This is a genomic window from Actinospica robiniae DSM 44927, from assembly GCF_000504285.1.
Classification (GTDB): Bacteria; Actinomycetota; Actinomycetes; order Streptomycetales; family Catenulisporaceae; genus Actinospica; species Actinospica robiniae.
Genome location: NZ_KI632511.1, coordinates 9,839,982 through 9,866,167 on the forward strand (window position 1 = coordinate 9,839,982; position 26,186 = coordinate 9,866,167).

A 26,186-nucleotide genomic window follows, 5' to 3' on the forward strand; every position below is an offset into this window, starting at 1 on the left:
AGGCCCGCGCCACCCGCAACCACCAACGCGCCCTGGAAAACCTCGGCTACACCGTCACCCTCACCCGGGCATAACAGGACACGAACACTAAACCCCCGGGGCCAGCCGGGGCGCTTCGCCATGCCCTCGAACAGTTGTATTTTCCGGCGAGAGAGTACGCCCCCGGCACCCGACCACCCCGAACCCCAGCCCGCCCCGCCAACGCCAGCACCCCACAGACTCCGGCATCTCTCTCCGAGGGAAGGGCCTGCCAGCGGCGATTTTCGTCTTGAAACTGCAGCCCGCCCCGCCAACGCAACGGGTGGGCTGGGTGGGCAAACGAAACCGTGGGCGAAGCGAAGCGCCCGCCCAACCCAACGACGATCACTCAGCCGGTCATCAATCCGCACTAGCCTCCGTCTTTCGCAAAGGCTGCGAGTTCGTGGCCTGACTCTGCGGGTCGTTGGCCGATTGATGTGCTGGGCTCAAGGGCCGGGGCAGGACGGTGAGCCGTTCGAAAGCCGTGGCCAGGTGTTTCGCCCAGGGCCAGTTCTCGGCGACGTGCGGCGTGCGCTTGGTCGATTAGTTGATGCGTGCTGCGATCATCTGGTGGCGGTAGCCCTCGATGGTGTCGAACAGGTTCAGGTGGGGCGCGGGGGTGCGGGCGATCGCGCCGCACCAGGATGCGGGTGCCGGCTGGCAGGTTCACGCCGTACCCGTAGGAGCGGTCCAGTCAGCCCGGCTATCTCGACCTTCTCGCCGGCCCGACCAAGGCGCAGGATGCCGGAAAGGGCCTATTCGGGAGGCTTCGCGTATCAGGACCACGTTCGGACGACGTCGGCGGCACTGTCACTAGAACGCGTAGATATAGAGGTAGACGGCTGGTTCGGCCGCGGCCTTGTCGACGATGGCGACGCCTTGATCTACGTCTTCGCCCGTTGTCGCCGTGAAGTTGTAGACCGCATACCGGTTGGAGTCATCGAATCTCCACGGGACCGGCTCCACACTCCAGTTTCGCCAGGTAGCCTCGGCTGTCGTGGTGGCCTGCGCTGAGCCGAGCTTGGCTAGGAGCGCGGCTACCTCGGGTGGCGGAGCGGTGAAGTGCAGGAAGAAGGCGTAGCCGTCTCTGAACGACCCGGGATCGATGTAGAAGCGCACGTCTTGCGCATCCTTGGGCAGCGGAAGGTTGAAGGTCGAGAGGCCCTCGTCGAGGGTGGTGAAGGACGTTGACGTGCCGTCCGAGCACTGAGGCTGGGCGTAGGCCCGCGCGTCATCGAGGTAAGGGCAGTCAGCGTTGTCCCGGGCTGACCAAACCAGTGACACGGCGACTCCCGTGATCAAGCTGGCGAACACGAGGGAGCAAATGAGCAGCCTTCGACTGATACGACTTCGCTGCATGCCTGACAGACGTGGCGCCCTGATCAAACGGTTGCGGGCAGGCGGCCCTGTCATCCATGACGCCGCAGCAGACGCCGAGAACCCAACCGTCCCGCTGGAGCGCGCCCGCCCTCGACCACCAGCACACAGCAGCCGGGCCGTGGGAGGAGACAACGAGCCGGGCACACGACCCGCCAGAGATCGCCTCGAAGGTGCACTCTCGCAGGATGATCACGACCGAAGTCATGTCGAAACGATCCCAGGCCAGACGACGCTTTGCTCTGTCAAGACCACGAGCTGGTCCTGGTAAACGAACGGATGAGGCTAGCGTCCCGATCCGGATATTCGCTGATAAGAGCCGGTTCCAGCGTTCTTCTAGGGCGCGGTGAGGATCCGCGGGCCGTCTTCCGTGACGGCGATGGTGTGCTCGGCGTGCGCGGCCCGGCTACCGTCGGCGCTGCGGATGGTCCAGCCGTCGTCGTCGATAAAGTACTCGTCCTTGCCGCCGGCCAGGAACCAGGGTTCGATGGCGAGCACCAGGCCGGGGCGCAGGGTCAGGCCGCGGCCGGGCCGGCCCTCGTTGGGTACGTGCGGGTCCTCGTGCATGGTGCGGCCGACGCCGTGGCCGCCGAAGTCGATGCAGATGCCGTAGTGCGCGGCGCGGCCGACGGCGCCGATGGCGGCGGAGATGTCGCCGAGCTTGGCGCCGGGCTTCGCGGCGGCGATGCCCGCGTTCAGGGCTGCCTCGGTGGTCGCGATCAGCTGCTCGTCCTTGGGGCGCGGCGTGCCGACGACGAACGAGATCGCGGAGTCGCCGGTCCAGCCGTCGAGGGTGGCGCCACAGTCGACGCTGAGCAGGTCGCCGTCGCGCAGCCGGTAGCCGTCCGGGATTCCGTGCAGGGCCGCGTCGTTGACGGAGGCGCAGATGACGGCCGGGAACGCGATGTCGGCGAAGTGGGGGCGGTAGCCGAGGAAGGGCGAGCTCGCGCCCGCGTCGTCGAGGACGGCGTGGGCGACCTGATCCAGTTCCAGCAGGCTGACCCCGACCGCGGCCTGCCGCCGCACCGCTTCCAGGGCGCGCGCGACGACCTGGCCGGCCGCGCGCATCGCCTCGATCTCGGCCCGGGTCTTGAGTTCCACCATCGTCCGCTCCCTGTCATCCTGCGCACGGCCATCCGTGCGGGATAACTATACCGGGATTTCTATCCCGCTCAAGAGGGGTATCATCTCTTCATGGTCCGACCGCCCTTGAGCCCTGCCGAACGCGCCCGCGGCGAGCAGCTCGGCTGCCTGCTGCGCGCCCTGCGCGGCGAGCGGAGCCAGGCCGAGGTGGCCGAGGCCGCCGGCATCCCGGTCGAGACCCTGCGCAAGATCGAGTCCGGCCGCGTCCCCATGCCGGCTTTCTTCACCGTCGCCGCGATCGCGCGGGCGCTGGAGATCCCGCTGGAGACGTTGGCCGGGATCGGATCGGAGCCTTCCCCCGATCCGATCCCGGCCGCCGCGGTGTCGATGTCCGCGCACTGATCTATCACGCCGTGCGGTACTCCGCGTGCACGAGTTCGAGCAGTTCGGTCACGGACGTCTCGGCGGACGGACGGTCGAAGGTGATCTCGCCGTGCTGCAGCAGATTCACCCGGTCGCACACGTCCATCACCTGGCTGTAGTTGTGCGCGATCAGGATGATCGCCAGGTCGCCGCGCTGGCGCAGCCGGTCGATCAGCCGCAGGATCTGGCCGCCCTCGCGGGCGCCCATGGCGGCCAGGGGCTCGTCCAGCAGCAGCACCCTCGCCGCGGTGTTGACCGCCCGGGCCACCGCGATGGCCTGGCGCTGTCCGCCCGACAGGGCCCTGACCTCGGCGCCGACCGACGGGATGTCGATGCCGATCTCGCCGAGCGCCTCGGCCGCCTGCCGCCGCATCGCGCCGTGGCGCAGGAACGGCCCGGTGGTGAGCTCTTTGTTGAGGAAGAAGTTCAGGTACACCGGGAGTTCGTCGACCAGGGCCAGGTCCTGGTAGACGGTCTCGATGCCCAGCGACCGCGCATGTGCCACGGACCGCAGCGTCACCTCCCGCCCGTCCATCAGAATCTTGCCGGAGTCCGGACGATGGAACCCGGTCAGGATCTTGATCAGGGTGGACTTGCCCGCGCCGTTGTCCCCGAGCAGGCCGAGGACTTCTCCGGTGCGCACGCTGAGGGTGACGTCGCGCAGGGCGGTCACCGGGCCGAAGCGCTTGGCGATGTTCTCGACTCGGAGCACCTCGGTGCCGGGAGCCGCGTTGACCTCCTCCGTCATCGCAGGTACTTCCTTCGCAGCCGGGAGATGTACACGTTGAGCAGCATGGCCACGACCACCGCGATGCCGATCACCACGTCGAAGGCGTAGGCGTTCACGCCGCTGAGGGTGAATCCGTTCTGGATGACGGCGAGCAGCAGCGCGCCGAAGAGCGCGCCGATCACGGTGCCGGAGCCGCCGAGCAGCGCCGTCCCGCCGATGACGGCGGCGGCCACGGCCTTGAACATCATGTCCGAGCCGCCGCTGGTCGGGTCGAAGGAGCCGACCCGGATCTGGTCGATCAGGCCGGCCAGCCCGGCGAATAGGCTGGTGAGCATGAATGTGGCGATCTTGACCCGGTTGACCTTGATGCCGGTCTCGGCGGCGCTGAGCGGGTTTCCGCCGGCGGCCTGGGTGTAGATGCCGTACTTGGTATAGCTGAACATCGCCTGCATGATCAGGATGATCGCGACGGCCCAGACCAGTTCGGCCCAGCGCCAGCCGCCGAGCACGTCGAACAGGCCGCCGCTGAGCGAGGCGCCGACCGGGGTCGGTTCGGCGTTGGACTGGATGTAGGTCATCCCCTCGAGGAAGAAGCCCATGCCGAGGGTGGTGATGAACGAGCTGAGGTTGAACATGGTCCTGATCACGCCGTTGACCAGGCCGATTCCGAGTGCGACGAGCAGGGCCAGGACGAGGGAGAGCGGGACGTCCAGGCCCTGGTTGTAGAAGGAGGAGTAGACGAACGGGATGAAGCTGAACGCGAATCCGGCGGAGAGATCGATCTCCCCGCAGATGAGCAGCAGCGATTCGCCCGCGCCGATGATCGCCCACGGCGCGAGGTACTGCATGATGATGTGGTAGTTGGCGGTGGTGTTGAAATCCGCGCCGTGGCTACCCGCCGAGAAATAGGCGATGGCCGCGGCGGCGACCAGGACGATGCTCAGCTCGCGACGGCGCAGCAGGGCGCGGGCGAACCCGCGTCCTGCCGCGCGGCGCGGCTCGGTACCCGGCCGTGTGCGCAGTTCGGTATCCGATGCCATGGTTCTCTTCGTCTCTAGCCCTGCACGGTGGACGCGGCGGGCAGCCCGATCGAGCTCGGCATGTTCACCAGCGCCTTGCTCTTGCCGCCCTCGATCCAGCTGTCCGCGCTGGCGTACGGGCCGACGTTCGAGGAGGTGACGAAGGTCAGTCCGGTGTCGGTGGCCGGCGGGAACACGAGCGTGCCCGTCAGCCGGTACAGGTAGAGGTAGAGCACCGGCAGGAAGCCCTGCAGGTAGGCGGACTGGTCGATGGTGAAGTCGAGCGCGCCCGACTTCACCCCGGTGATGGAGTCGGCCAGCAGGTCGAACCCGCCGGCGTGCACCTTCCCGGTGATGCCGTACTTGGTGATCATCTGTGCGATGGACGCCGTGGAGCCGGCGTCCACCGCGTAGACGCCCTGCGCCGATTTCAGGCCCTGGTACGCCGACTCCATGGCGTTGAGCTCGTCGGCCTGGGCCGCGCCGGTGTCGACGGTGTGCACGGTCACGCTCGGGGCCTGGGCCTTGAGCGCGGCCTTGATCCCGTCGAGGCGCGGCTGGACGTTGAGCGAACCGGGCTGGGAGATGCCGACCAGGATGTCGCCGGAGGTGACATCGGAGGCGATCTTCAGGCCCATCTGATAGCCGGATTGGTACAGGTCCTGGCCGACGTAGGTCAGCGCGAAGTTGCCGGCGGCGTCGGCGTTGTAGGCGACCACCGGGATGCCCGCGGCCAGCGCCGCCTTCGTCGGCGCGATGAACGCGTTGGCGTCGGTGAGCGGGATGGCGATGCCGTCCGCCTTCGCGCTGATCGCGGTCTCGAAGGCGCTGACCATCTCGGAGACGACGCCGTTCTCCGAGCCGGTCCAGGTCGGCGCGGCCAGCCCGAGCAGGCTGGCCGCGTCCTTCATCCCGCTCTGGGTGGGCGCGAAGAAGGAGTTGGTGGTGACGTGGTTGATGAAGGCGAACTTCCAGGCGGGCGTCTTGGGGAAGTCGCCCGCGCCGGAGGAACTGGTGGAGGTGCGGGAACTCGAGCACGCGGCGAGCACGGAGGCGGCCAGTGCAGCGCCGCCGCCGAGCCCGGCCGTGCGCAGCAGCGAGCGGCGACCGACCGCGCCCTCGCCGCTGCCGAGGGGGAATTCGTTCTCTGTGATCGAACCAGCCATGAGCAGACCTCTTTGTCGCTTGTGGATGGGGTGGTACGTGGGTGGGGGTGATACGTGTGGTGGATGGTCGGATATCAGGTGGTGGATAGGGGATAGTGGTGGAGAAGGGAGGGTGGTGCCTACCTTCGACTGGCGCCGAAGTACTTGGCCCGGACGCGGTCGGCGATGACCGCCACGCCGAGCACGGCGCCCTGGATCATGATGATGTCGTAGCTGCTGACGTTGAGGGAGTTGAGTCCTCCGCCGATCAGCTCGAGCAGGATCGCGCCGGCCGCGATGCCGAGGATCCGGCCCTCGCCGCCGAACAGGGACACGCCGCCGACGACGGCCGCGGCGATCGCGGTCAGCTCGTAGCCGGTGGTGGACACGGATGCGTCCGCCACCCCGAGCCGGCCCATGATCAGGATGCCGGCCACGCCGGCGAGTACCGAGCTGGTGATGTACGTGGTGGTGCGCCGGCGGCCCACGGGGATGCCGGCGAGCCGGGCGGCCTCGGGGTTGCCGCCGAGCGCGTAGATCTGCCGGCCCATGTAGGTGCGTTCGAGCACGAACCAGGCCACCACGGCCACGATGGCGAACAGCACCGTGGTCACCGGCACGGGGCCGACGTAGTAGAGCGAGATGTCGCCGAACAGGTTCGGCAGGTTGGCGATCGGGGTGCCGGCGGTGATGTGCGTGGCCAGTCCCTTGGCGATGGTGAAGGTCACCAGGGTGATGATGAACGGCGGCACGTCGAGCCGGTTGATCATGGCGCCGTGGAAGTACCCGACCCCGGCGCAGAAGAGCAGCGTGACCAGGATCGCGAGCGGCGCGGGCATGTTGTTGTTGACGGCGAGCCAGCCGGTGATCATGCCGGCGAGGCCCGCGAGTCCGCCGACGGACAGGTCGATGCCGCCGGTCAGGATGACGAAGGACTCGCCGATCGCCAGGATGCCGGCCTGGGCCAGGTCCCGGCCCATCACCTGCATGTTGGCGGTACTCGAGTAGGTCTTGGCGGCGAGCGCGAACACGATGAAGGTGACCACGCAGGCCAGTACGACGCCGGCCTCCGGGGTGGAGGCGAGGCGGCGCAGCCGGTTCGCGGCGCTCGCGAGGCCGGCGCCGCCGGTCGGAGCCGGCGCTGGAGAGAGGGTCGGGGCGCTCACGGCTGGGGTCCGTTCGTTCGGGAATCGGTCGGGGAGGCGGGCGCGGCACCGGTGGCCGCGGCGGTCATGATCTTCTCCTTGGTGGCCTCGGCGCGGTCGAACACGGCCGCGACCCGGCCGCGGTGCATCACCGCGATCCGGTGGCAGATCCACAGCAGTTCCTCGAGTTCCGAGGAGGCGGCGATCACCGCCATGCCGGACTCGGCCGCGCGGTCGATCAGCTCGTAGATCTCGGCCTTGGCGCCGATGTCCACGCCCCGGGTGGGCTCGTCGAGCAGCAGCAGCTTGGGTTCGGTCGCGAACGCACGCCCGAAGATCGCCCGCTGCTGGTTGCCGCCGGACAGGGACCCGATCGGCTGGTCCACCGACTGCATCCGGACCTTGACGTTGCCGGTGATGGACTTGGCCTCGGCCCGCATCCGGCGCGGGGAGAGGATGCCGCGGCGGCTGATCCGGCGCAGCACGGCGAGCGTCACGTTGTCCTTGATCGAGGCGAACAGCACCAGGGACTGCTGCTTGCGGTCCTCCGGGATCATCGCGATGCCCGCGTCGGTGCCGTCGCTCGGCCGGTGCGGCGCGTAGGGGGCGCCGCCCAGGCTCATCGCGCCGCCGGTGGACGGCTGTGCGCCGGCCACCGTGTGGATCAGCCTGCTGCGACCCGAGCCCATCAGGCCGGCGATGCCGAGGATCTCGCCCTCGTGCACCGTGAGGTCGACCGGGCCGAGACCCTCGGCCGTCAGGGCCTGGACCCGCAGGAGTTCCGGGTTCGCGGCGGTGAAGGTCTTGGGCGCGCTGTGCGCCACCTCGGAGCCCACCATCTCGCGGATCAGGCGCTCCTCGGAGGCCTCGGCCGGTTCGAGGTCTGCCACGAGCTTTCCGTTGCGCAGTACCAGGATCCGGTCCGAGACGGCGCGGACCTCGTCGAGCCGGTGGCCGATGAACAGCACGCTCGAACCCTGATCCGCCGCGCGGCGGGCCAGGTCAAGGACGAGTTGCACCTCGATGGGGCCGAGCGAGGAGGTCGGCTCGTCCAGGATCAGCAGCCGCGGCGCCCGGCCCCAGCCCTTGGCGATCTCGATCAGCTGGCGGGTCGGGACCGGCAGCGTGCGCACCTCGCGCCCGACCGGGATCGCCCCGGGTGCCAGGCCGATCCCGGTCAGCATCGCCTCGGCCGCCTGGCGCTGGGCCGCGCGGTCGACCAGCACCCGCCGCCGGGAGGCGGCGGGCCGGGTCCCGAGCAGCAGGTTCTCGGCCACCGAGAGCTGCCCGACCAGCGGGAACTCCTGCGAGACGAGCGCGACGCCGAGCCGTGCCGACTCCGCGGTGGAGCCCGGGGAGAGCGGGTGCCCGTCGATCTCGATCTCGCCGCCGTCGCGGCGGACCGATCCGGCCAGCGTGCCCATGAGGGTGGACTTGCCCGCGCCGTTCTCGCCCACGATCCCGACGATCTGCCCGGCGTAGAGGTCGAGCTCGGGCAGGTCCAGCACGCGCACCGGGCCATAGGTCTTGTGCACCCCCCTCAGCCGCGCGATGACCGCGCGGCTGAGGGCGGGCGCCGACTTCTGCGGAGTCGGTTCCACGATCATCGTCAGCCGATTCCCAGCTGGCTCTCGAGCGAGGTGTAGGCCGAGTAGTCCGCCTGCGTGACCACGCCGACCCCGGAGCTCAGGGTGGAACCGTCCGACTCCAGGAAGGGCTGGATCAGGTTCATCGTCGCGGTCTTGCCCAGGACCTTCATCGCGGCCAGGATGTACGCCCCGGTGTAGCCCTGGTAGTACGGCATCTGCACCACGGTCGCGGAGATGGCGCCGGACTGGACCGCGCTGAGCGTGGCCGGGTCGGTGTCGTCGCACACGATCTTGATGTCGGTCTTCTTCGCCGTGCTCACGGCCTGGGCCAGCGCCGGCCCGTCGTACGAGTAGACGCCGTACAGGCCCTTGACGTCGGGGTTGTTGGCCAGGATCGACTCGGCGTCGGACTGGGCGGTGGCGGCCGAGAGGTTGTCGTTCTCGGTGACCGTGACCTTGATGTTCGTCCCCGCCAGCGCCTGCTTGAACCCGGCGATGCGCTCGGTCGCGTTGGCCGCCGTGAGCGAGCCGACCAGCACGGCCACATCGCCCGTGCCGTTCAGGGCCGCCTTCATGGCCAGACCGGCGTTGTAGCCGGCCTCGGTGTTCGGCGTGCCGAGGTACAGCCCGGCCGCATCCGTGCCGGGCAGCGGCGAGTCGATCGCGAGCACGAACCGGCCGCCGGCCACGTCGGTGGCGATGGCGTTCTTCGCCGAGGCCGGGTCGATCGCGGAGATCGAGTAGCCGGTCACGCCCTTGCCGCGCAGGGACTCGAGCTCGGTGTCCTGCTCGGTCAGGGTGCCGTCCGGCGGAGCGAAGTAGTTGCAGTTCGAGGAGCTGATGTTCAGCGCCTTGCAAGCGGCCTCGAAGCCGACCTGGCCGGCCTTCCAGTAGTCCGCCGCCACGTTGACCACCATGGCGATGTTCGCCGAGGACAGGTCCTTGCCCTTGAGCGCGCAGGCCAGCGAGTTGTCCAGCGCGGTCAGGTTGGCGTCGTTGAAGGTGACCGAACCCTGCAGCGCGTCACCGGTGGAAGACGGGAGCGGGCTGGGGGTGGCGAGACAGTTGGCCGCGACGCTCGCAGTGCTCTGCGCCGAAGTGTTCGAGCTTGACCCGCCCGACTTCGAACAGGCCGAAGCGCTGACGGCGAGCAGCGCGGCGGTGGCCGCCGCCATCGCCTTGGTGCGTGTGATCCTCATTGATCGTGCCCTTCGATGTGAGGGTTGATGGTGCTTGGTGTTGTGCGTGTTCTTCTTTCTCGTTGCGGTGGTGCCGTGGTACCGGTGGTGCGGTGGTGCGGCCTTGCGGTGGTGCGTGGGTGGTGCGGGTATTGCGGTGTGGTGCGTGGGTGGTACCGACCCGCCGCCGATGCGGCGACGGCGGGCCGCTCGTGGGGCCGGCCGGGCTCAGAAGCCGCGGGCCAGCCGGTAGTAGGCCTGGTTCCAGCGCATCTCCTGCTCGAACCGGGCGGTGGTGGTGTCGGCGTCGATGGTGAGCAGTTCGACGCCGAGCTGGCGGGCGAGGTCGGTCAGCACGTCGATGCCGATCGCGGTCGTCAGCACCGTGTGGTGCGGTGCTCCCGCCGTGAGCCAGGACTCGACCGAGGTGCGCCAGTTCGGCCGCGGGCTCCACACCGCGCGCGCCACCGGCAGGGCCGGCAGCGGCTCGGGCGGGGCGACCACGTCGATGACGTTGGCGGTGATCCGCAGCCGGTCGCCGAGGTCGGAGAGCCCGGCCACGACCGCGGGCCCGGGGGCGGCGTCGAAGACCAGGCGCACCGGGTCCTCGCGGCCGCCGATGCCCAGCGGGTGGATCTCGCAGGACGGGGTGGCCGCGGCGATCGAGGGGCAGACCTCGAGCATGTGCGCGCCGAGGATCAGCTCCTTGCCGGGCTCGAGGTGGTAGGTGTAGTCCTCCATGAAGGAGGTGCCGCCCGCGGCCCCGGCCGACGCGGTCTTCAGCGCCCGCAGCAGCAGCGAGGTCTTCCAGTCGCCCTCGCCGCCGAAGCCGTAGCCGTCGGCCATCAGCCGCTGCACGGCCAGGCCGGGCAGCTGGCGCAGGCCGCCGAGGTCCTCGAAGTTCGTGGTGAACGCGCCGAACCCGCCGTCCGTCAGGAAACTGCGAAGGCCCGCCTCGATCCGCGCGGCGTAGCGCAGCGACTCGTGCCGCTCGCCGCCGCGGCGCAGCGCCGCGTCCACGGTGTAGACGTCCTCGTATTCGGCGGTGAGCGCGTCGATGGCGGCGTCGTCCACCGCGTCGACCACGGCGACGAGGTCGTTGACGCCGTAGGTGTTGACCGACGCGCCGAGCCGGATCTGGGCCTCGACCTTGTCGCCCTCGGTCACCGCGACGTCGCGCATGTTGTCGCCGAACCGGGCGAGCTTGAGCGAGCGCAGGTCGGCGCGGGCCAGGGCGGCGCGGGCCCAGGCGTCCACTCCGGCGATGACGGCCGGGTCGGAGGCGTGCCCGGCCACCGTCTTGCGCGGCACGTTCAGCCGGGTCTGGATGTGCGCGAACTCCCGGTCGCCGTGCGCGGCCTGGTTCAGGTTCATGAAGTCCATGTCGATGCTCGACCACGGCAGCGGCGCGTCGGCCTGCGTGTGCAGGTGCAGCATCGGCTTGTCCAGCGCGTCCAGGCCACCGATCCACATCTTCGCCGGGGAGAAGGTGTGCATCCAGGCGATCACGCCGGCGACCCGCTCGTCCGCGTTCGCCTCGATGCAGGCCCGGCGGATCGACTCGGCGTCCTTGAGCACCGGGCGCCACTCCACCTTCGCCGGCAGCCCCGCGTCGTCGAGCAGGCCGGCTATTCGGCCCGACTGCTCGGCCACCTGCCGGAGCGTGTCCTCCCCGTACAGGGACTGGCTCCCGGTCAGGAACCACAGGACGCTGTCAGTGCGCTGAGTCATGAGTCACCGTTCTCCGCGGTCTGGACACGGCCCGGCTGGCCGTAGACGTTCGTGTAGCGGTCGTTCAGGGCCTTGATGTCGGCTTCGTCGATCGGGATGACCGGGCCGAGCAGGCGGGCGAGGTGGACCGTGCGCGCGGCGTCCTCCACCATCACCGCGGCCTTGACCGCGGCCCGCGCGCTCTTGCCGACGGTGAACACGCCGTGGCTGCGCATCAGCACGGCCGGAGAACGGCTGCCGGCCAGCGTCTCGACGATGCCCGCGCCGATGGACTCGTCGCCGATCAGGGCGAACGGCCCGACCGGGATGTCGCCGCCGAACTCGTCCGCGATGGCGGTGAGCACGCACGGTATGGCCTCGCCGCGCGCCGCCCACGAGGTGGCGTAGGGGGAGTGGGTGTGCACGACTCCGTTCACGTCCGGCCGCTCGCGGTACACGTACGCGTGCGAGCCGGTGTCGCTCGAGGGCTTGTACGCGCCCTCGACGACGTTGCCGTCCAGGTCGCACACGACCATGGACTCGGGCGTGAGCTCCTCGTACTCGAGGCCGCTCGGCTTGATCACCATCAGGTCCGCGCCGGCCACCCGGGCCGAGACGTTGCCCGAGGTCCAGGAGACCAGGCCGGACTTGGGCAGGTAGGCGTGCAGGGCGCAGACGTCGGCCCGGGCCGCTTGGATCGCAGCGCGCACCTCGGCGGAGAACTGATCGGCCGTCATCGTGCGCCCGCCTTTATCTCGTGCAGCCGGTGCAGCACCTCGTTGCCGCCGCGGCCGAAGTAGTCGTGCAGCTCGTCGTACTCGGCGAACAGGGCGTCGTACGCCTTGGCCCGGTCCTCGTCCGGCAGGTACGCCGCGGCGACCCGGCTGCCCATGGCGTGACCGGCGCTGACCGCGTCCGGGTACGCGCCGGCCGCCACCGCCGCGTGGATGGCCGCGCCCAGGGCCGGCGCCTGCGCGGAACCGGCCAGGCTGACCGGGCGGCGGAGCACGTCCGCGTACATCTGCATCAGGAAGCTGTTCTTGATCAGGCCGCCGGCCGCGATGAACTCGGTCACCGGCACTCCGCCGGCCTCCAGCGCCTCGACGATCACGCGGGTGCCGAAGGCGGTGGATTCGAGCAGCGCCCGGTAGATCTCGTGCGGCTCGGTGCCCAGGGTCAGCCCGACGATCACGCCGGAGAGGTGGTGGTCGACCAGCACCGACCGGTTGCCGCTGTGCCAGTCCAGCGCGACCAGTCCGTGCGCGCCCACCTCCTGCTCGGCGGCCTGCTCGGTGAGCAGCTCGTGCAGGCTGATCCCGCGCTCGGCGGCTTCGGCGGTCAGCGCGGGGGAGCTGTAGCGCTCGACGAACCAGGCGAATATGTCGCCGACGCCCGACTGTCCGGCCTCGTAGCCCCACAGCCCGGCGATGATGCCGCCGTCGACGACGCCGCACATCCCGGCCACGTCGGCCGGACCGTTCGCGTTAACATCTCGGCCGCTGGGGCCGCCGTTGACGATGTGGCAGGTGGACGTGCCCATGATGGCGACCATCTGGCCCGCCTCGACCGCCTGCACGGCCGGGCCGGTGACGTGTGCGTCCACGTTGCCGACGGACACCGCGATCCCGGCCGGCAGCCCGGTCCACTCGGCCGCGGTCTCGCACAGCGATCCGGCCTTCTCGCCCAGCGCCGAGACCGGGAACTCCAGCTTGGCGGTGAAGTCGGTGAAATCGGGGTTGAGCGCGGCCAGGTACTCGGCGCTCGGACGCGCGCCGTCCTGCAGGATGCCCTTGTACCCGGCGGTGCAGGCGTTGCGGCTCTCCTCGCCGGTCAGCTGCCAGGTGATCCAGTCGGTGGCCTCGATCCAGCGGTCGGCGGCGCGGTAGAGCTCCGCGTCCTCCTCGAGCAGCTGCAGGCCCTTGGCGTACTCCCACTCGGAGGAGATCTTGCCGCCGTAGCGCCCGATCCACTCCTCGCCGCGCTCGTGCGCCAGGGCGTTGATGCGGTCGGCCTGCGGCTGGGCGGCGTGGTGCTTCCACAGCTTGACGTAGGCGTGCGGCCGGTTCCGATAGGGCGTCAGCTCGCACAGCGGGGTGCCGTCGGCCAGGGTCGGCAGCACCGTGCACGCGGTGAAGTCCACGCCGATGCCGATGACCTGCTCAGGGCTCACACCGGCGGCGGCGAGGGCGGCCGGAACCGCGCGGCGCAGCACGTCGCGGTAGTCGTCCGGGTCCTGCAGCGCCCAGTCCGGCGGCAGCGCCGCGCCGCTGGCCGGCAGGGCGCGCTCGATCACCCCGTGCCGGTACTCCTGCACAGCGCTGCCCAGCTCAGCGCCGTCGGCCACCCGTACCACCAGCGCCCGGCCGGAGAGCGTGCCGTAGTCCACGCCCACCACGCAGGCGCCGTCCGCGATGTCAATACTTTCATCAACGGGTTGAGTGTGAGCGTTAACAATCATGACCGGCCGTTCTCATCCTGCAGGTCCTCTCAGTGGTGGAGCGTGCGTCGGTGGTTCCGGCGGCCCGCAACGGGTCCGCCGACGAGCGGGGCGCCGGCGCGCGGCGCGGCGTGGGTCCGGCGGGGGCCGGTCAGGCCGCCTCGGGCCGCGGCGGGGCGGTGGAGGCGCGCACCACCAGGCTCGGGCCCACGGTCACCCGCGGCGCGGTGCGCGGGGCCGGGCCTCCGCCGGCGTTGAGGTCCACCAGCTCGATCAGCGTGGCCAGCGCCCGCCGGCCGAGCTCGTCGAAGTCCTGTCGGATGGTGGTCAGCGGCGGGCCGAAGTACTCGGCCTCGGGGATGTCGTCGAAGCCGATCAGGCTCAGGTCCTCGGGCACCCGCAGCCCCGCCGCCTGCACGGCGCGCAGCAGGCCGAGGGCCATGTGGTCGTTGGCGCAGAACAGGGCGGTGATCGGGTCTTCCTCGTCGTGCACCCGGGCGGCGAGTTCCCGCCCGAGCTCGTAGCCGGTGCGCGAGGACCAGTCCCCGCCGATGAACGGCTCGGGCTCGCGGGCGCCGCGGGCGGCCAGCGCCCGGCGCCAGCCGACCTCGCGCTCCTGCGCGTCCAGCCAGCTGCGCGGCCCGGCCACGTGGTGCACGGTGCGGTGGCCGAGGTCGAGCAGGTAGGAGGTGGCGCGCTCGGCGCCGGCCTCGTTGTCCACCGCGACCGAGGACAGCGCCGCGTGCGTGCCGCAGCCCACCGCCACCAGCGGCAGGTCCGAGCGCACCTGGGAGAGCGCGTTGACCGCGCTGGTCTGCGGGGCTATCACGATCAGCCCCTCGACCGCCTGGTCGCGCAGCCGGTCCACGGCGTCGAGCACGGAGCGCCGGTCCAGCGCGGCGAGCGCGGCCACCGCGACGAAGTAGTCGAGGTCCTTGGCCGCCTGCTCGATCCCGTAGAGCATGGACGCGGGCCCGTAGAGCGTGGTGTTGAAGCTGACCACGCCCAGGGTCCGGGTGCGCCGGGTGACCAGCGCGCGGGCCGCCACGTTGGGCCGGTAACCCAGCTCCCTGATGGCAGTGAGCACGCGGTCGCGGGTGGCCGGCTTGACGTTGGGGTGGTCGTTGAGCACCCGGGAGACCGTCTGGTGCGAGACCCCGGCCGCCTGGGCGACATCGGCCATCACCGGCGCTCGGCCGCTCCCTGTGGACTGCATGGGAGAATTGATAACGCAAACATTTCTGTGCGTCAAGCCTCCGCGCCCCCACGGCGCGGCGGCGTTGCGGTTCCGTGACCACCTCGACGCCGCACGTGAATCAGCCTCCGATGATAAGCCGTCCGACACGCGGCGGCCGGCGGACTCGACTCGCCGCGGTGTCCGGTCGGCTACCATCCGTACGTTATGTCCGAACCAGTCGCCGCCCAGCCGCCGGCCCTGCCGACCTTCCTGACCTGGACGATCGTGCTGACCACGGTCCTGCTCGGGCTGGGCGTCACGGTGGGCAACGACCTGCGGCTGGTGGGGCTGCTCGCCTTCCTGCCGGGCATCGTGGCCGGCCTCGGCACGGTGCGCCAGACCGTGTTCGTCGCCTCCTGGGTCTTCGGGGCCACCATCGCCTCCGTACTCTACTTTCCCGATCCGCGGCGCTCCGACTCCACCTTCATGATCGTCCTGACCCTGCTGCTGTGCTTCGCCGCCGTGTACGTCTGCCACCGCCGCACCGCGCGCGACCGGGAGATGATGCGGCTGCGCATCACCGCCACCGCCATGCAGCGGGAGATTCTGGCGCCACTGCCGCAGCGCACCGCGGAGGCCGTGGTCGGCGGCGTGTACGAACCCATGCACGAGGACAAACTGGTCGGCGGCGACGTGTACGACGTGGTCGCCAGCCCGTACGGCACCCGCGTGCTCATCGGCGACGTACAGGGCAAGGGCCTGCCCGCGATCGGCACCGCCTTCGGCATCATCGGCGCCTTCCGCGAAGCGGCCTACCGGGAGCCGGAGCTCGGCGGCGTGGTCGACGCGCTCGAGTCGGCCGTGGTCCGCCACAACGTCTTCGCCGCCCGCTCCGGCCGCGACGAGCGCTACGCCACCGCGCTCATCCTGCACCTCGACGCGGACCGCCGCCCCGGCGTGGCCGCGATCAACTGCGGCCACCTCCCGCCGATCCTGCTCGGCCGGACCGGCGGACCGCGGGTCGTCGAGTTCCCCGACAACGGCCTGCCGCTCGGCATGTCCGACCTGGCCCGGCGCCCGCGGGCGCCGAGCGAGTTCGAACTGCTGCCCGGCGAGTCGCTGCTGCTCTACACCGACGGCCTGACCGAGGCCCGGGCCAGCAGCGGCGAGTTCTACCCCACCGAGCGCGCCGTGCGTACCGCCGAGCACCTGACGCCCGATCAGGTGCCCGAGGCGCTGCGCGACGACCTGAGGCTGTTCTCCGACGGCGGCCAGGTCGACGACATCGCCATCCTGAGCCTGAGCCGCGCGATGCAAGCGGAGTAGGGCGGCGTGCCCTGGGCACGGCGCCGGCCGGCAAGCCCGGCCGGTAGCCCGTCCGGCGCACCCCGGGCGCGGCCGGTGCGGCCGGGCGCTTACCGTCGTCACCGAGGCCCACCCCGCCTCGCCACGATCTGACGGACCGGACGAAGCGGAGTCCTGCCATGGCCGACGACGAGCTGCACGCCGCGCTGGACCGGGCCGCCGCGGACGTCGCCGCCCGGGTCATCGGCTGGCGCCGGCACCTGCATCAGCACCCGGAGCTGCCCAACCGCGAGGTCGAGACTGCCGCGCTCATCGCCCGCGAACTCGAATCCCTCGGCCTCGACGAGGTGCGCACCGGCATCGCCGGCCACGGAGTCGTCGGCGTGCTGCGCGGCGGCGCCCACGGCCCGGGCGCGGCCGCCGGCCGGGTGGTGGCGCTGCGGGCGGACATCGACGCGCTGCCGGTGCGGGACCTGTGCGGGCAGGACTTCGCCTCGCACGTCATCGACCTCGACTATCCCGGCGGCCCGTTCCCGGTCTCGCACGCCTGCGGCCACGACGCCCACACCGCGATGCTGCTCGGCGCGGCGACCGTGCTCGCCGGGGCGCGCGACCGGCTCTCCGGCACGGTGCTGTTCGTCTTCCAGCCGGCCGAGGAGGGGCCGCCGGTGGCCGAGCAGGGCGGTGCCCGTGCGATGCTCGCCGAAGGCGCCCTGGCCGAGCCGCGGCCGACGATGGTGTTCGGGCTGCACGTGGCCCCGCTGCCCAAGGGCGTGCTCGGCTACCGGGTGGGCGACCAGTTCGGCGCCTCCTGCCTCGTCAGGATCCTGATCACCGGCGTGCAGGCGCACGGCTCGGCCCCGTGGCAGGGCGTGGACCCGATGCCCGCCGCCGGCGCGATCCTCACCGGCATCGGCCAGATCTACCGGCAGCTGAGCGCCTTCGACCCGGTGACGGTCAGCATCGGGCACGTCGAGGACGCGGGCCGGTTCAACGTCATCGGGGAGACGGTCACGCTCTGGGGCACGATCCGCTGCGCGGCCGAGCCCGACATGGCCGAGGCGCAGCGGCGTCTGCGGACCCTGGCACAGCACAGCGCGGAGGCCTACCACTGCACGGCCGCGGTCGAGTACCTGCAGGACGTCCCGGCCGTGCACAACAGCGCGCAGTGGGTGCGGGCCGCGCTGCCCACCTTCTGCCGCGTCGTCGGCGAGGAGAAGGTCGTGCCCACCCCGGCGACCCTCGGCTACGACGACGTATCAGAGTTCATCAACCGCTTCGGCGGGCTCTGCGTCATGCTCGGCGTGCAAGACCTCGAATTCGGCTCGGACGGTACGCCGGTGCCCACGACCGGCGGCCGAGGCGTGGCGTACAACCACGATCCGGCTTTCTACGTGGACGAAGACACCCTCGTCGCCGGCGTCCGTCTGCACGCGCACGTCGCGGCCGACCACCTGGCCGGCACGCTGGTCGAAGAGAGCTGATGGGAAAGAGCTGATGGAAGAACGCGAACGCCCTTCACGGCCGGGCCGTGAAGGGCGTTCGCCCACGGAAGGTCAGGAACCGGCCGGCGGCTGCTGCGGCGGCTGGTCGCCGTAGGGGGCCTGCGGCTGCGCGTACGGCTGCTGCGGCTGGCCGTAGGGCTGCCCCTGCTGCGGCGCCGCCCCGTACGGCTGCCCCTGCTGCTGCTGGATGGCCTGCGTGCGGGCCTTGAACATCGCGCCCACCTGCGCGAGCGAACCGCCCGCCTGAGTGAAGCCCAGGTAGCTCTGGACCAGCGCGCCCAGCCCGATCACCAGGGTGACGTAGTAGCCCCACTCCGGGCCCACCGACCCGGAGAGGGCGACCCCCGCGATGTCGTGCAGGCTCGGGTAGGTCAGGCCCTGGATCGCCCAGAGCAGCACGCCCAGCGCGGAGAGCACCAGGCCGACGAACGCCCGGTTCGCCGCGCTAGCCAGGAACGGCAGGTTGACCTGTACGCCGAGCGCCGGCAGGGCCAGGATGACGCCGTAGACGAGCAGCAGCAGGACTGGGAACCAGTCGTTGAAGCCGCTCGGGGTGCTCCAGCCGTTCTCGGAGCCGGAGTAGCCGTCGACGGTGCCGCCCCACCAGGGCAGGAAACTGAAGATGAACGCGAGCAGTCCGGCCGCCGAGAGCACCCGTTCGGTGCGCCCGAGTTTGGTAAGGTCCATATACCCTCCCTGATAAGTCCGCTCACGCGGAAAACAGGGGCATTATTCCCCGTTGCCCCGATGTGGGAACGGGAGAGCCGTGGTGGCTAAGCCGAACGACACCATTCCGTCGCCGAGTGGCGCGACGCTGAGACAGGAGCATAAAGCCTCTGGCTCAAGGGCGCACATCGTGCTTTCGCGCGAGCTGCAACAGCCCGTAGACGAACTCGCACGCGATCATCGAACTCGGGGTGCCGGGTTGCTCGTCCGGCTCGTCCGGCACTCGCGCGAGGGCGAGATCGCGGGTAGGCGCCGAGCCCTCGAGATGCCGCAGCGGCCCGAACGCGGTGGCGACGTCGCCGAGCACGCACGACCACGGCCGCAGGTCGCCGAGGTGGCGCAGCGTCGGCCGCGGCGAGCCCGGGCCGCGCACCAGGTGCTCGGTCAGCAGCATGCCGCCCGGCCCGGTCAGCGCCTCGAACCGAAGCGTCGGCCACAGGGGCAGCGTCCACTGCAGTGCCGGGCAGGTCAGATCCCCGATATGCCGCTGCACCCTCGCCACCGGCTCCCCGAGCACCCCGCGCAGCATCCCGACCGGCCCGCGCGAGTGCCGGGACCGCAGCATGCGCTGCCACTGCGCGTTGACCGCACGCATGTCGGTGGCGGAGAAGCCGAGCGACTTGCGCGCCGACTCGACCAGCTCGGGCTGGTAGTCGGCCATCCGCCGAAGCAGGACGAGCTGGAACTCGGCGACGCCGAGAGGCACCGGAGGCAGCGTCATCGCGCCGTCCACTCGGACTCGAGGATGCTGTAGAACGACGAGTCGCGCCAACCGGAGTCGAGCAGCAGCGCCTCGCGCATCCGTCCCTCGTAGACGAGTCCTGCGTTGGTGAGCACGCCGGCCGATCCGAGGTTGCGCGGGTCGCAGGTCGCCATCATCCGGTGGAACCCGAGTTCGTCGAAGCCGACCCCGAGCAGCGCCCGAGCCAGCGCCGTCCCGTAGCCCTGCCGCCAGACGGAGGGGTGCAGGATGTAACTGATCTCGCCGTGGCGGTGCTCCGCGTTGCGCACTTTGACCTCGCCCGCCCCGATCACCCGGCCGTCGGTCAGCGCGAGGTAGGAGTAGCGCGTCTGAGGCCTGGCATCCCCAGTGGCAGCCGCCGCGGCGACGAAGGCGCGCGTCTCGTCCTCGGTGTTCGGCCCCCACGGCTGGAAGCGGCACGTCTCCGGCAGGCTCGCCCACTCGTGCACGGCCGGCCAGTCCGCCGCCTCGATCGGCCGCAGCGTGACGTGCTTGGCCGCTGACTCGCTCATGCCCCGATCCTCGCACACGGGGATGGGTGACGCGCGCGGGTTCCCGCCTCTCCCCGCGCGGCGACCTGGCGTGATGCTGAGCGCTCGGCACAGATCGGGGCGCGGTGCCGCGGCACCGCGCCCCGATCAGTGTCCGACGTGTCTAACGTTTCTGACACGTCTGACACGTCTGACGCGTCTGACGGTGCGGCTTAGGCGGCGCCGCCGAGCGCGGCCGCGTAGAGGAACCAGGTGGAGTGCGGAAGCCACTGCTCCATCCGGCGCCAGTCCTCGGCCCAGTCCTTCTCGAAGCCGTCCGCACGGTATCCGGGCTCGTACATGATGCCGAGGCCCTCAGTCGTCTTGCCGCATATACCGTTGTTGATGCCACCGGCCTGCGGCAGGAACTGCCAGGTGCCGAGCGCGTCGTAGTAGGCCGGGTTGTTGCTCCCGGACCCGTTGAGCATGCACGACGCGTACGGGTTCAAGCCGCAGATCCAGTTGAGCTGGTCGTCGGCGTAGGACTGGAGCTGCACGGCGAACGCGTCGTCGGGGAAGAAGGTGGCCGCCAGGCGCGCCGCAGCGGCGAGGGAGGCGATTCGCGCGTTCTCACCCTGGAACCAGCCGCCCGCCTGGGTGGAGGGCGAGACGTCCTGCGGGTAGAAGAAGGTGGTGAACCGGGTGCCGTCGGACAGCTGCACGAGCTGCCGGGCGTAGCCGAACGGGTTGGCCACTTCCTTGGTGGTGGCCAGCTCGAAGGCCAGGGACTTGCGCACCGCGTCGAGCAGCGTCGTGCGCTCGGCGCTGCTGGCCACCTTCAGGTAGTTCAGGAGGCTGACGACGGGGAGCCCGGCGTTGCTGGGGTGGAAGAACGGGCGGCCGGCGCCGTCGGCGTTCCAGTAGTTCTTGTGCCCGTCGCCTGAAGCGAGGCGTGCGGCGAGGCTCTTCGCGCGGGCCTTGGCAACAGTGCGGTACTCGGCCTTCTTCGTCGCCTTGGTGAGCTCGGTGGCGGCGATCAGGGCTTCGCAGTCGTCGAGGATGTTGTCCGGCAGGCCGCCGTTGAGCTCGACGTTGTTGGCCTGCAGGTAGGCGAAGGCGTCCTCGGCAGCCGCCAGGTACTGCGCGTTCGTGAAGGCGCCGGAGACCTTGTACTTGCTCGCGGCGGCGAGGGCGGCGATCGCGGTGCCGCCGCCCATCCGGAAGCTCACCTGCGTGGGGTCCCAGCCGGTGTCGGTCTGCTTGGCGGCGAGCCACCGCTGCGCCGGGGCTTCGGGCTGCTGCAGCCGGTTGGTCTCGTTCTGCCGGATCGAGAAGTAGAAGGAGCCGTCCGGCGCCTTCATCCGGACCAGGAAGTCGGCGCCGAACATCGCCTCGTCGAGCGTCCAGTTGCACAGCTGGGTGAAGTTGGTGTCCTTGCGGCCGTTCAGCGCCTCGTAGGACGCGAACAGCGCCCAGGCGGTGAGCGGCACCGAGGTGGTGATGAGGAAGGGCGCGGCCGGTCCCTGGAAGACCTGGCTGAAGTGGATGCCGAAGTCGCCCGCGGCGTCGTACCAGCCGCCGGAGACGTCGACAAAGTCGGTGCCGTCCGCGGCCCCGATGGGCAGATGCGCGTCGGCCTTGTCGAACTGGCCCGAGCTGCGCGAACCCTTGAAGTAGTGGATGACGTGCGAGAGCGCGTGCTGCTCGTAGAGGTCCGTTTCGATCAAGAACGGAATCGAGACGCCGGAAATGCCCGGGGCGCCGGCCGCGTCGGGGATGACGATGACGTACTGGCCCGCCTTCGTGAGCTTCGAGAAGTCGCCGGACCAGTAGTACGCGGGCACGGCGGGGGAGTTCTCGTCGGCCCACTGCTCGACCGGGCCGGAGAAGGCGGCCTTGCCGCTGAAGACGGCTTTGCCGCTCGCGGTGTCGTAGATCTGGTAGGCCAGGGCGGATGAGGACGTGGCAGGCCGCGCGCCGGCGCCGATCACGAACCGCTTGAGGCTGCTCGCCTCGTAGCCGATGTTGTTCGTGAACACCTGCAGCGCCCCCAGCTTGGCGGTATCGCTGTCCGCCGCCCCCGCCGAGCTGGCGAACGCCGAGGTGGCGGGGGAGAGCGCGGCCACCGCCGCGCCGCCGGCGGCCACGGCCGCGGAGCGCCGCAGGATGCTTCGACGGGAGAGGTCAGCAGGGATCCGGTCCGACTCGGTCATGGACACTCCAGGGGAAGGGTCTAGTAAGGAAGTCTTACTAACTGTCCAGTACTATCGGCCCGCGCCTGAAGGCTTGTCAAGAGTTTCGCTCCGTGTGTACCAATCCCTTGCCCCGGGCGTCGCCACCTCGGGCCGGGCGTCGCGGCGCGCTCGCGCGCCCGAAGCTGATGCACGGTCAGTTCGGCGCGTGCAGCCTCGGCCACCGCGACCGTCCTATGGCTAGAACTCGGCTAGGGCGCGAGCGCCCAGATTGTGGTGAGGCAGACGGCTTCGTGATGATCGGTGTGGATGTCGTGGCAGTGGTTGTGGCTCACGGTAGTCTGCACGGCGAGCCGGTCCATGGCCTCGGATCACGGGCTCAGCGGTTGACGAGGGAGGGGTGGCAGCATATGCGAGTTCTGATATCTGTCGACATGGAGGGCGTCGCCGGCGTGGTCGACCCGGACGACATCAGCCCCGGACAGCCGGAGTACGAGCGCAACCGCCGGCTGATGACGGCCGAGGCCAACGCCGCGGTGCGCGGGGTGCTGCAGTTCGACCGCGCCGCGGAGGTGCTGGTCAGCGACGCGCATGCGCGGTATCGCAATATTCTGCCGGAGCTCCTCGACCGGCGTTGCGAGCTGCTGCGCGGCACGCCGAAGCCGTTCGGAATGCTCGCCGGGATCGACACGGGCGTCGATGCGGTGCTGTTCGTCGGATATCACGGCAAGGCGGGCACGCCGGATTCCGTGCTGGCGCACTCCGTCTCCGGCGGAGTGATCGGGGATATTCGCTGCAATGGCCGCTCACTGGGCGAGATCGGCCTCAATGTGGCGCTGGCCGCGCATTTCGGAGCCGTGCCGGTCCTCGTCACCGGCGACGGGAGCGTCGCGCGGGAGGCGGGCGAAGTCGCCCCCGGGATCCACGCGGTGACGGTGAAGCGCGCTCTCGGCGCACGGGCCGCGTCCAGCCTGCACCCCGAAGAGGCCTGCGATCGGATCGAATCGACGGCGGTTCTGGCGCTGGCCTCGCGAGATGAAGTCTCCGCACTCCGCTTCGACGGGCCGGTCGAGCTGGAGGTGCGGGTGCACCGGACGCGGATGGCCGAGCAGGCGCTGCTCGTGCCGGGGATGCGGTTCAAGGACGCGGCGGACGGCTGCACGCTCGCCTACTCCGCACCCGACTTCCCTACGGCCTACAACGTGATCGAGCTCATCATCCTGCTCGGGATGCTTTAGCAGGGGCCTGCGACGGCCGCGTGCTCGGGCCGCTCAGCGCTGTTCGGTCCGTGTGGCCCGGTCAGCGCCGTTCGGTCAGCGCGCGGACGAGCCCGGACCGAGCTCGCGGGCCACCTGGCGCAGGTGCGCGCGCATCGCCGCCTCCGCCTCGGCCGGATCCCCCGAGGCCACCGCCTCGACCACCGCGGCGTGCTCGGCCAGCGACTGCCGCGCCCGGCCCGGCCGCAGCGCCAGCCGGAACTGATGGCGCACGAGCTGCCCGCGCAGCCGCTCGATCGTGCGCAGCGCCGTGTGCTGGCCGGAGATCTCCTGGATCCGCCGGTGCAGCTGGTGGCCAAGGTCCGAGGCGCCCAGCGCGTCCCCGGCCTCGGTGGCCGCGTTCATCCGGGCCAGCAGGGCCCTGAGTTCGGCGTGCTCGGCCGCGCCCGCCCGCTCGGCCGCCTTGGCCGCGCACAGGCCCTCGAGCGCCATCCGGCACTCGACGATCTCCACGGCCTCGTCGACCCCGACGACGCGCACCCGCGCGCCCTTGTTCTGCACCCGCTCGACCAGGCCGTCGGCGGCGAGCTCGGCCAAGGCCAGGCGCACCCCGGCCCGCGAGGCGCCGAACAGGTCCATCAGGTCGGCCTCCACCAGCCGCGCCCCCGGTGAGAACTCGCCGGACTGGATCGCGGTGCGCAGCCCCGCCGCGACCCGGGCCTGGGCCGCGCCGTCGCGCGCCGCCGTGGTCACGGCGGCCGTGGGGGAGTCGGCGCGGCTCATGGGTCACATGCTAGTGGCGCCGCCCAAGCGGGCCCCGGTCCCGCGCTGTCTACCAGCTGGTAACGATCCGGCAAGCCGGAGGTCGCCTGGCCGCGCGGGCAGCACCCGGCACTTCAAGGACCCCATAGCGCCAGCCTGTCACTTCATCCCGGCCGCGCGGAACATCCGGTCGTAAATGCCGCGGATCACGTCCTGCTTGCGCCGGTTGTAGTCCATCACGTTGCCGCCGCCGGGAATCGCCCGCAGCTTCGCCTGCTCATACACGTCGCGGTCCTCTGGGTGCGCCCGCAGCCAGTCGCGGAACATCCGATGCCTGATGGTCTCCGGGCAGTCCGGGCCGAACACGTGCAGATTGGCCCTCGGGTCCGCCCAGACCAGGCACCGGTGTTGGTGGAACGACGGCTCCCGGATGTTCAGCGCGTAGCCGATCCGCTCCAGGTGCGGGACGTAACCGCCCTCATCCGCCGGATCGGGCACGGTCAGGACGATGTCGATGACGTTCTTGGCGGCAAGCCCGGGCACCGACGTAGACCCGACGTGCTCGACGTCCAGGGCTGCGACCCCGAGGGCCGCCCGGATGCCGGCGGCGAAGGCGTCGAACCGGGTCGGCCAGTCCTCGTCGTACGGCACGACTTCGACCACGGTCGCCGGAGGCGGCCCCTGCACCCACGGATCCTCGTCGGGATCCGGCTCGTGGTGACGGGTGATCTCCTCGAACGTCGGCATGGCCTCAGACCCTATCCGTCGGCAGTCGAGTAGGCGGCGACGAGGTCGCCCACCTCGTCGTAGATCTCCAGATTGTAGGAAGGGCTGAGCGCGGCGAACGCGGCCAGGAGATCATCGACGCGGTCGGGCGCGACGCAGCCGCTGAAGCCGACCGGGCCCTCGCCCCCGCCGCGGAGTTCGATCTCGGCGAACGTGTGCTGAACCTGGAAGTCGGTCCAGCTCGACTTGCGGACCCGCCAACCCGCCTCGTGGAACGCCTGCGCGACGGACAAGGCGTCGGCGACCGCGAGCAGGGAGCCGTACGCGTTGGGCCCGTCGATGTCGCAGGCTTCGAAGTCGAAGAGCGGACCGTCGGTGCCGCCGGAAGTGAACTCCACGAGCCAGGGTACCGCGGTGCATGAACCGCCTTATGATCGTCGCCATGGCTGACTTCGTCGTGGTCGGGGCCGGGATCGTCGGTGCGTCAGTGGCCTACCATCTGGCGCGCGGCGGCGCCGCAGTGACTCTGGTGGAGCAGGAGAAGGAGCCGGCGACGGGCGTGACCGGCCACTCCTTCGCCTGGATCGGCGATTGCGGCGGCGAGTGGCCGGGCGGCGCCGAGGACCTGCGCCCCCACGTGCGCGCGGATTTCCGCCGCCTCGAGGCCGAGCTGCCCGGGTTCGCCGTGCGCTGGACCGGCTCGCTGGCGTGGACGGGTGGCGGTGCGACGCCGACGTTGTACGCAGGCCAAACCCTGGTCGGGGCGGAGGAGATCGCGCGGCTGGAGCCCTGTCTCGCCGACGTGCCGAGCCGAGCCGTCCACACGGCGACCGACGGAGGCGTCGAACCCGCAGCGATGGTCGCCGCCCTCATCCGGGGTGCGAGAGCTCACGGAGCCAGGGTGATCTTCGGCGCCGAAGTCATCTCCCTCGACCCGCCGGAAGGCCGCGGAGTCTCGACCACGGCCGGGCACATTCCGGCCGAGACCGCCGTGCTCGCAACCGGCCCCGCGACCGCGGCGCTGTGCCGGCCGCTTCGCGTCGAACTGCCTCTCGGCATCTCGGCAGCCTGCCTGCTCCGAGTCGCCGCCCCGCCCGGGCTGGTTAAGACGGTCCTGGCCGGTCCGCACTATGAGGTTCGCGAGGTCCGCGACGGCGAGCTCCTGCTGACGATCCCGCACGTCGCGGGCCGATCCGATGAGTCGGTCGCGGCGGAGGCTCGCCGCACGGTGCAGCGCCTGGCCGCGGATTTCGACGGCGGAAGCGACTACCGTCTGCTCAGCCACCACGTCGCCGGACGCCCGATGCCCGCCAACGGCCCCATCGTCGGCCACGTGGCGCCGGACTGTTCCGCCTACGTCGCCGTCACGCACTCGGCGATCACCCTCGCCCCCACTCTCGGCCGCCTCATCGCGGAGGAGTTGACGACCGGAACGCCGCCCACCGAACTCCGCCGCTGCCAGCCCCAACTTCGCGGCGATCTGAGCCGGGACCGTGGTGCCGAGTAAAGT

The 26,186-nt window shown here is 70.7% G+C and carries 24 protein-coding genes; 5 read left to right on the forward strand and 19 right to left on the reverse strand.

All coding sequences use genetic code 11. From position 1 onward, the window contains the following. Nucleotides 1-831: 831 nt before the first annotated feature. Nucleotides 832-1,302 (reverse strand): hypothetical protein, encoded by a 471-nt coding sequence (locus tag ACTRO_RS42165; protein ID WP_157436750.1) that lies wholly within the window; start codon nucleotides 1,300-1,302, stop codon nucleotides 832-834. A gap of 429 nt (nucleotides 1,303-1,731) precedes the next feature. After that, the gene (gene map / locus ACTRO_RS42170) at nucleotides 1,732-2,499 is read right to left on the reverse strand and encodes a type I methionyl aminopeptidase (RefSeq protein WP_034272174.1); all 768 of its coding nucleotides are present in this window, start codon (nucleotides 2,497-2,499) and stop codon (nucleotides 1,732-1,734) included. Nucleotides 2,500-2,589: 90 nt separating this feature from the next. Between map and ACTRO_RS42175 the strand changes: the two genes are divergently transcribed. Then, a complete protein-coding gene (locus ACTRO_RS42175; protein ID WP_034272176.1) occupies nucleotides 2,590-2,880 on the forward strand; it encodes a helix-turn-helix domain-containing protein in 291 nt (96 codons plus the stop codon). Between the two features lie 4 nt (nucleotides 2,881-2,884). On the opposite strand, the gene ACTRO_RS42180 is transcribed toward ACTRO_RS42175, so the two are convergent. The 10 genes from ACTRO_RS42180 to ACTRO_RS42225 form a co-directional block, all read right to left on the reverse strand. Continuing rightward, entirely contained in the window at nucleotides 2,885-3,649 is a 765-nt protein-coding gene (locus ACTRO_RS42180) for an ATP-binding cassette domain-containing protein (protein WP_034272178.1), read from the reverse strand. Next, the gene (locus ACTRO_RS42185) at nucleotides 3,646-4,671 is read right to left on the reverse strand and encodes an ABC transporter permease (protein ID WP_084316952.1); all 1,026 of its coding nucleotides are present in this window, start codon (nucleotides 4,669-4,671) and stop codon (nucleotides 3,646-3,648) included. The genes ACTRO_RS42180 and ACTRO_RS42185 overlap by 4 nt, the downstream gene beginning before the upstream one ends. Nucleotides 4,672-4,685: 14 nt before the next feature. Next, the gene (locus ACTRO_RS42190) at nucleotides 4,686-5,816 is read right to left on the reverse strand and encodes a substrate-binding domain-containing protein (RefSeq protein ID WP_211244619.1); all 1,131 of its coding nucleotides are present in this window, start codon (nucleotides 5,814-5,816) and stop codon (nucleotides 4,686-4,688) included. A 119-nt stretch (nucleotides 5,817-5,935) separates the two neighbouring features. Then, complete coding sequence (locus ACTRO_RS42195; RefSeq protein WP_034272180.1) at nucleotides 5,936-6,961, reverse strand: ABC transporter permease; 1,026 nt, start codon at nucleotides 6,959-6,961, stop codon at nucleotides 5,936-5,938. Beyond that, a complete protein-coding gene (locus ACTRO_RS42200; RefSeq protein ID WP_051452232.1) occupies nucleotides 6,958-8,547 on the reverse strand; it encodes a sugar ABC transporter ATP-binding protein in 1,590 nt (529 codons plus the stop codon). The genes ACTRO_RS42195 and ACTRO_RS42200 overlap by 4 nt, the downstream gene beginning before the upstream one ends. 2 nt (nucleotides 8,548-8,549) lie before the next feature. Continuing rightward, on the reverse strand, nucleotides 8,550-9,728 hold the full coding sequence (locus tag ACTRO_RS42205) for a substrate-binding domain-containing protein (protein ID WP_034272182.1): 1,179 nt from the start codon (nucleotides 9,726-9,728) through the stop codon (nucleotides 8,550-8,552). Between the two features lie 207 nt (nucleotides 9,729-9,935). Next, nucleotides 9,936-11,438: an L-arabinose isomerase gene (araA, locus tag ACTRO_RS42210; protein ID WP_034272183.1), complete on the reverse strand. Its 1,503-nt coding sequence runs from the start codon at nucleotides 11,436-11,438 to the stop codon at nucleotides 9,936-9,938. Beyond that, on the reverse strand, nucleotides 11,435-12,154 hold the full coding sequence (locus ACTRO_RS42215; protein WP_051452233.1) for an L-ribulose-5-phosphate 4-epimerase: 720 nt from the start codon (nucleotides 12,152-12,154) through the stop codon (nucleotides 11,435-11,437). Before ACTRO_RS42215 ends, araA begins: the two co-directional genes overlap by 4 nt. Then, nucleotides 12,151-13,875: a ribulokinase gene (gene araB, locus ACTRO_RS42220; RefSeq protein ID WP_051452234.1), complete on the reverse strand. Its 1,725-nt coding sequence runs from the start codon at nucleotides 13,873-13,875 to the stop codon at nucleotides 12,151-12,153. The genes ACTRO_RS42215 and araB overlap by 4 nt, the downstream gene beginning before the upstream one ends. Nucleotides 13,876-14,005: 130 nt before the next feature. Next, nucleotides 14,006-15,070, reverse strand: a complete 1,065-nt coding sequence (locus ACTRO_RS42225) for a LacI family DNA-binding transcriptional regulator (protein ID WP_084316953.1) — start codon at nucleotides 15,068-15,070, stop codon at nucleotides 14,006-14,008. 186 nt (nucleotides 15,071-15,256) lie between these two features. On the opposite strand from ACTRO_RS42225, the gene ACTRO_RS42230 reads away from it, so the two are divergent. Next, complete coding sequence (locus tag ACTRO_RS42230) at nucleotides 15,257-16,357, forward strand: PP2C family protein-serine/threonine phosphatase (protein WP_051452235.1); 1,101 nt, start codon at nucleotides 15,257-15,259, stop codon at nucleotides 16,355-16,357. Nucleotides 16,358-16,515: 158 nt separating this feature from the next. Next, nucleotides 16,516-17,820 carry a M20 metallopeptidase family protein gene (locus ACTRO_RS42235; RefSeq protein WP_034272185.1) on the forward strand — a complete coding sequence of 435 codons (1,305 nt, stop codon included), beginning with the start codon at nucleotides 16,516-16,518 and terminating at the stop codon, nucleotides 17,818-17,820. Nucleotides 17,821-17,892: 72 nt separating this feature from the next. Here ACTRO_RS42235 and ACTRO_RS42240 read toward each other — a convergent pair whose 3' ends face one another. From ACTRO_RS42240 to ACTRO_RS42255, 4 genes are all read right to left on the reverse strand, one after another. Beyond that, nucleotides 17,893-18,528, reverse strand: a complete 636-nt coding sequence (locus ACTRO_RS42240) for a hypothetical protein (protein WP_034272187.1) — start codon at nucleotides 18,526-18,528, stop codon at nucleotides 17,893-17,895. A 154-nt stretch (nucleotides 18,529-18,682) separates the two neighbouring features. Beyond that, nucleotides 18,683-19,288, reverse strand: a complete 606-nt coding sequence (locus ACTRO_RS42245; protein ID WP_034279098.1) for a hypothetical protein — start codon at nucleotides 19,286-19,288, stop codon at nucleotides 18,683-18,685. Next, nucleotides 19,285-19,821 (reverse strand): GNAT family N-acetyltransferase, encoded by a 537-nt coding sequence (locus ACTRO_RS42250; protein WP_034272189.1) that lies wholly within the window; start codon nucleotides 19,819-19,821, stop codon nucleotides 19,285-19,287. Before ACTRO_RS42250 ends, ACTRO_RS42245 begins: the two co-directional genes overlap by 4 nt. A 191-nt stretch (nucleotides 19,822-20,012) precedes the next feature. Further along, the gene (locus ACTRO_RS42255) at nucleotides 20,013-21,992 is read right to left on the reverse strand and encodes a glycoside hydrolase family 9 protein (protein WP_051452236.1); all 1,980 of its coding nucleotides are present in this window, start codon (nucleotides 21,990-21,992) and stop codon (nucleotides 20,013-20,015) included. A gap of 275 nt (nucleotides 21,993-22,267) precedes the next feature. On the opposite strand from ACTRO_RS42255, the gene ACTRO_RS42260 reads away from it, so the two are divergent. Continuing rightward, nucleotides 22,268-23,209 carry a M55 family metallopeptidase gene (locus ACTRO_RS42260; RefSeq protein ID WP_084316954.1) on the forward strand — a complete coding sequence of 314 codons (942 nt, stop codon included), beginning with the start codon at nucleotides 22,268-22,270 and terminating at the stop codon, nucleotides 23,207-23,209. 75 nt (nucleotides 23,210-23,284) lie between these two features. On the opposite strand, the gene ACTRO_RS42265 is transcribed toward ACTRO_RS42260, so the two are convergent. From ACTRO_RS42265 to ACTRO_RS42275, 3 genes are all read right to left on the reverse strand, one after another. Next, nucleotides 23,285-23,971 carry a GntR family transcriptional regulator gene (locus ACTRO_RS42265; RefSeq protein ID WP_084316955.1) on the reverse strand — a complete coding sequence of 229 codons (687 nt, stop codon included), beginning with the start codon at nucleotides 23,969-23,971 and terminating at the stop codon, nucleotides 23,285-23,287. Between the two features lie 138 nt (nucleotides 23,972-24,109). Next, nucleotides 24,110-24,697 (reverse strand): GrpB family protein, encoded by a 588-nt coding sequence (locus ACTRO_RS42270; RefSeq protein ID WP_034272193.1) that lies wholly within the window; start codon nucleotides 24,695-24,697, stop codon nucleotides 24,110-24,112. 11 nt (nucleotides 24,698-24,708) lie between these two features. Continuing rightward, nucleotides 24,709-25,074 carry a hypothetical protein gene (locus ACTRO_RS42275; protein ID WP_034272195.1) on the reverse strand — a complete coding sequence of 122 codons (366 nt, stop codon included), beginning with the start codon at nucleotides 25,072-25,074 and terminating at the stop codon, nucleotides 24,709-24,711. Nucleotides 25,075-25,118: 44 nt separating this feature from the next. On the opposite strand from ACTRO_RS42275, the gene ACTRO_RS42280 reads away from it, so the two are divergent. After that, nucleotides 25,119-26,183, forward strand: a complete 1,065-nt coding sequence (locus tag ACTRO_RS42280) for an NAD(P)/FAD-dependent oxidoreductase (protein WP_157436751.1) — start codon at nucleotides 25,119-25,121, stop codon at nucleotides 26,181-26,183. The last annotated feature ends 3 nt before the right edge of the window (nucleotides 26,184-26,186 follow it).

Coding starts and splice junctions, on each gene's coding strand:
- map (WP_034272174.1), bottom strand. CDS start 2,499: ATGGTGGAACTCAAGACCCGGGCCGAGATCGAGGCGATGCGCGCGGCC.
- ACTRO_RS42175 (WP_034272176.1), top strand. CDS start 2,590: ATGGTCCGACCGCCCTTGAGCCCTGCCGAACGCGCCCGCGGCGAGCAG.
- ACTRO_RS42180 (WP_034272178.1), bottom strand. CDS start 3,649: ATGACGGAGGAGGTCAACGCGGCTCCCGGCACCGAGGTGCTCCGAGTC.
- ACTRO_RS42185 (WP_084316952.1), bottom strand. CDS start 4,671: ATGGCATCGGATACCGAACTGCGCACACGGCCGGGTACCGAGCCGCGC.
- ACTRO_RS42190 (WP_211244619.1), bottom strand. CDS start 5,816: ATGGCTGGTTCGATCACAGAGAACGAATTCCCCCTCGGCAGCGGCGAG.
- ACTRO_RS42200 (WP_051452232.1), bottom strand. CDS start 8,547: ATGATCGTGGAACCGACTCCGCAGAAGTCGGCGCCCGCCCTCAGCCGC.
- ACTRO_RS42205 (WP_034272182.1), bottom strand. CDS start 9,728: ATGAGGATCACACGCACCAAGGCGATGGCGGCGGCCACCGCCGCGCTG.
- araA (WP_034272183.1), bottom strand. CDS start 11,438: ATGACTCAGCGCACTGACAGCGTCCTGTGGTTCCTGACCGGGAGCCAG.
- ACTRO_RS42215 (WP_051452233.1), bottom strand. CDS start 12,154: ATGACGGCCGATCAGTTCTCCGCCGAGGTGCGCGCTGCGATCCAAGCG.
- araB (WP_051452234.1), bottom strand. CDS start 13,875: ATGATTGTTAACGCTCACACTCAACCCGTTGATGAAAGTATTGACATC.
- ACTRO_RS42225 (WP_084316953.1), bottom strand. CDS start 15,070: ATGCAGTCCACAGGGAGCGGCCGAGCGCCGGTGATGGCCGATGTCGCC.
- ACTRO_RS42230 (WP_051452235.1), top strand. CDS start 15,257: ATGTCCGAACCAGTCGCCGCCCAGCCGCCGGCCCTGCCGACCTTCCTG.
- ACTRO_RS42235 (WP_034272185.1), top strand. CDS start 16,516: ATGGCCGACGACGAGCTGCACGCCGCGCTGGACCGGGCCGCCGCGGAC.
- ACTRO_RS42240 (WP_034272187.1), bottom strand. CDS start 18,528: ATGGACCTTACCAAACTCGGGCGCACCGAACGGGTGCTCTCGGCGGCC.
- ACTRO_RS42245 (WP_034279098.1), bottom strand. CDS start 19,288: ATGACGCTGCCTCCGGTGCCTCTCGGCGTCGCCGAGTTCCAGCTCGTC.
- ACTRO_RS42250 (WP_034272189.1), bottom strand. CDS start 19,821: ATGAGCGAGTCAGCGGCCAAGCACGTCACGCTGCGGCCGATCGAGGCG.
- ACTRO_RS42255 (WP_051452236.1), bottom strand. CDS start 21,992: ATGACCGAGTCGGACCGGATCCCTGCTGACCTCTCCCGTCGAAGCATC.
- ACTRO_RS42260 (WP_084316954.1), top strand. CDS start 22,268: ATGATCGGTGTGGATGTCGTGGCAGTGGTTGTGGCTCACGGTAGTCTG.
- ACTRO_RS42265 (WP_084316955.1), bottom strand. CDS start 23,971: ATGAGCCGCGCCGACTCCCCCACGGCCGCCGTGACCACGGCGGCGCGC.
- ACTRO_RS42270 (WP_034272193.1), bottom strand. CDS start 24,697: ATGCCGACGTTCGAGGAGATCACCCGTCACCACGAGCCGGATCCCGAC.
- ACTRO_RS42280 (WP_157436751.1), top strand. CDS start 25,119: ATGGCTGACTTCGTCGTGGTCGGGGCCGGGATCGTCGGTGCGTCAGTG.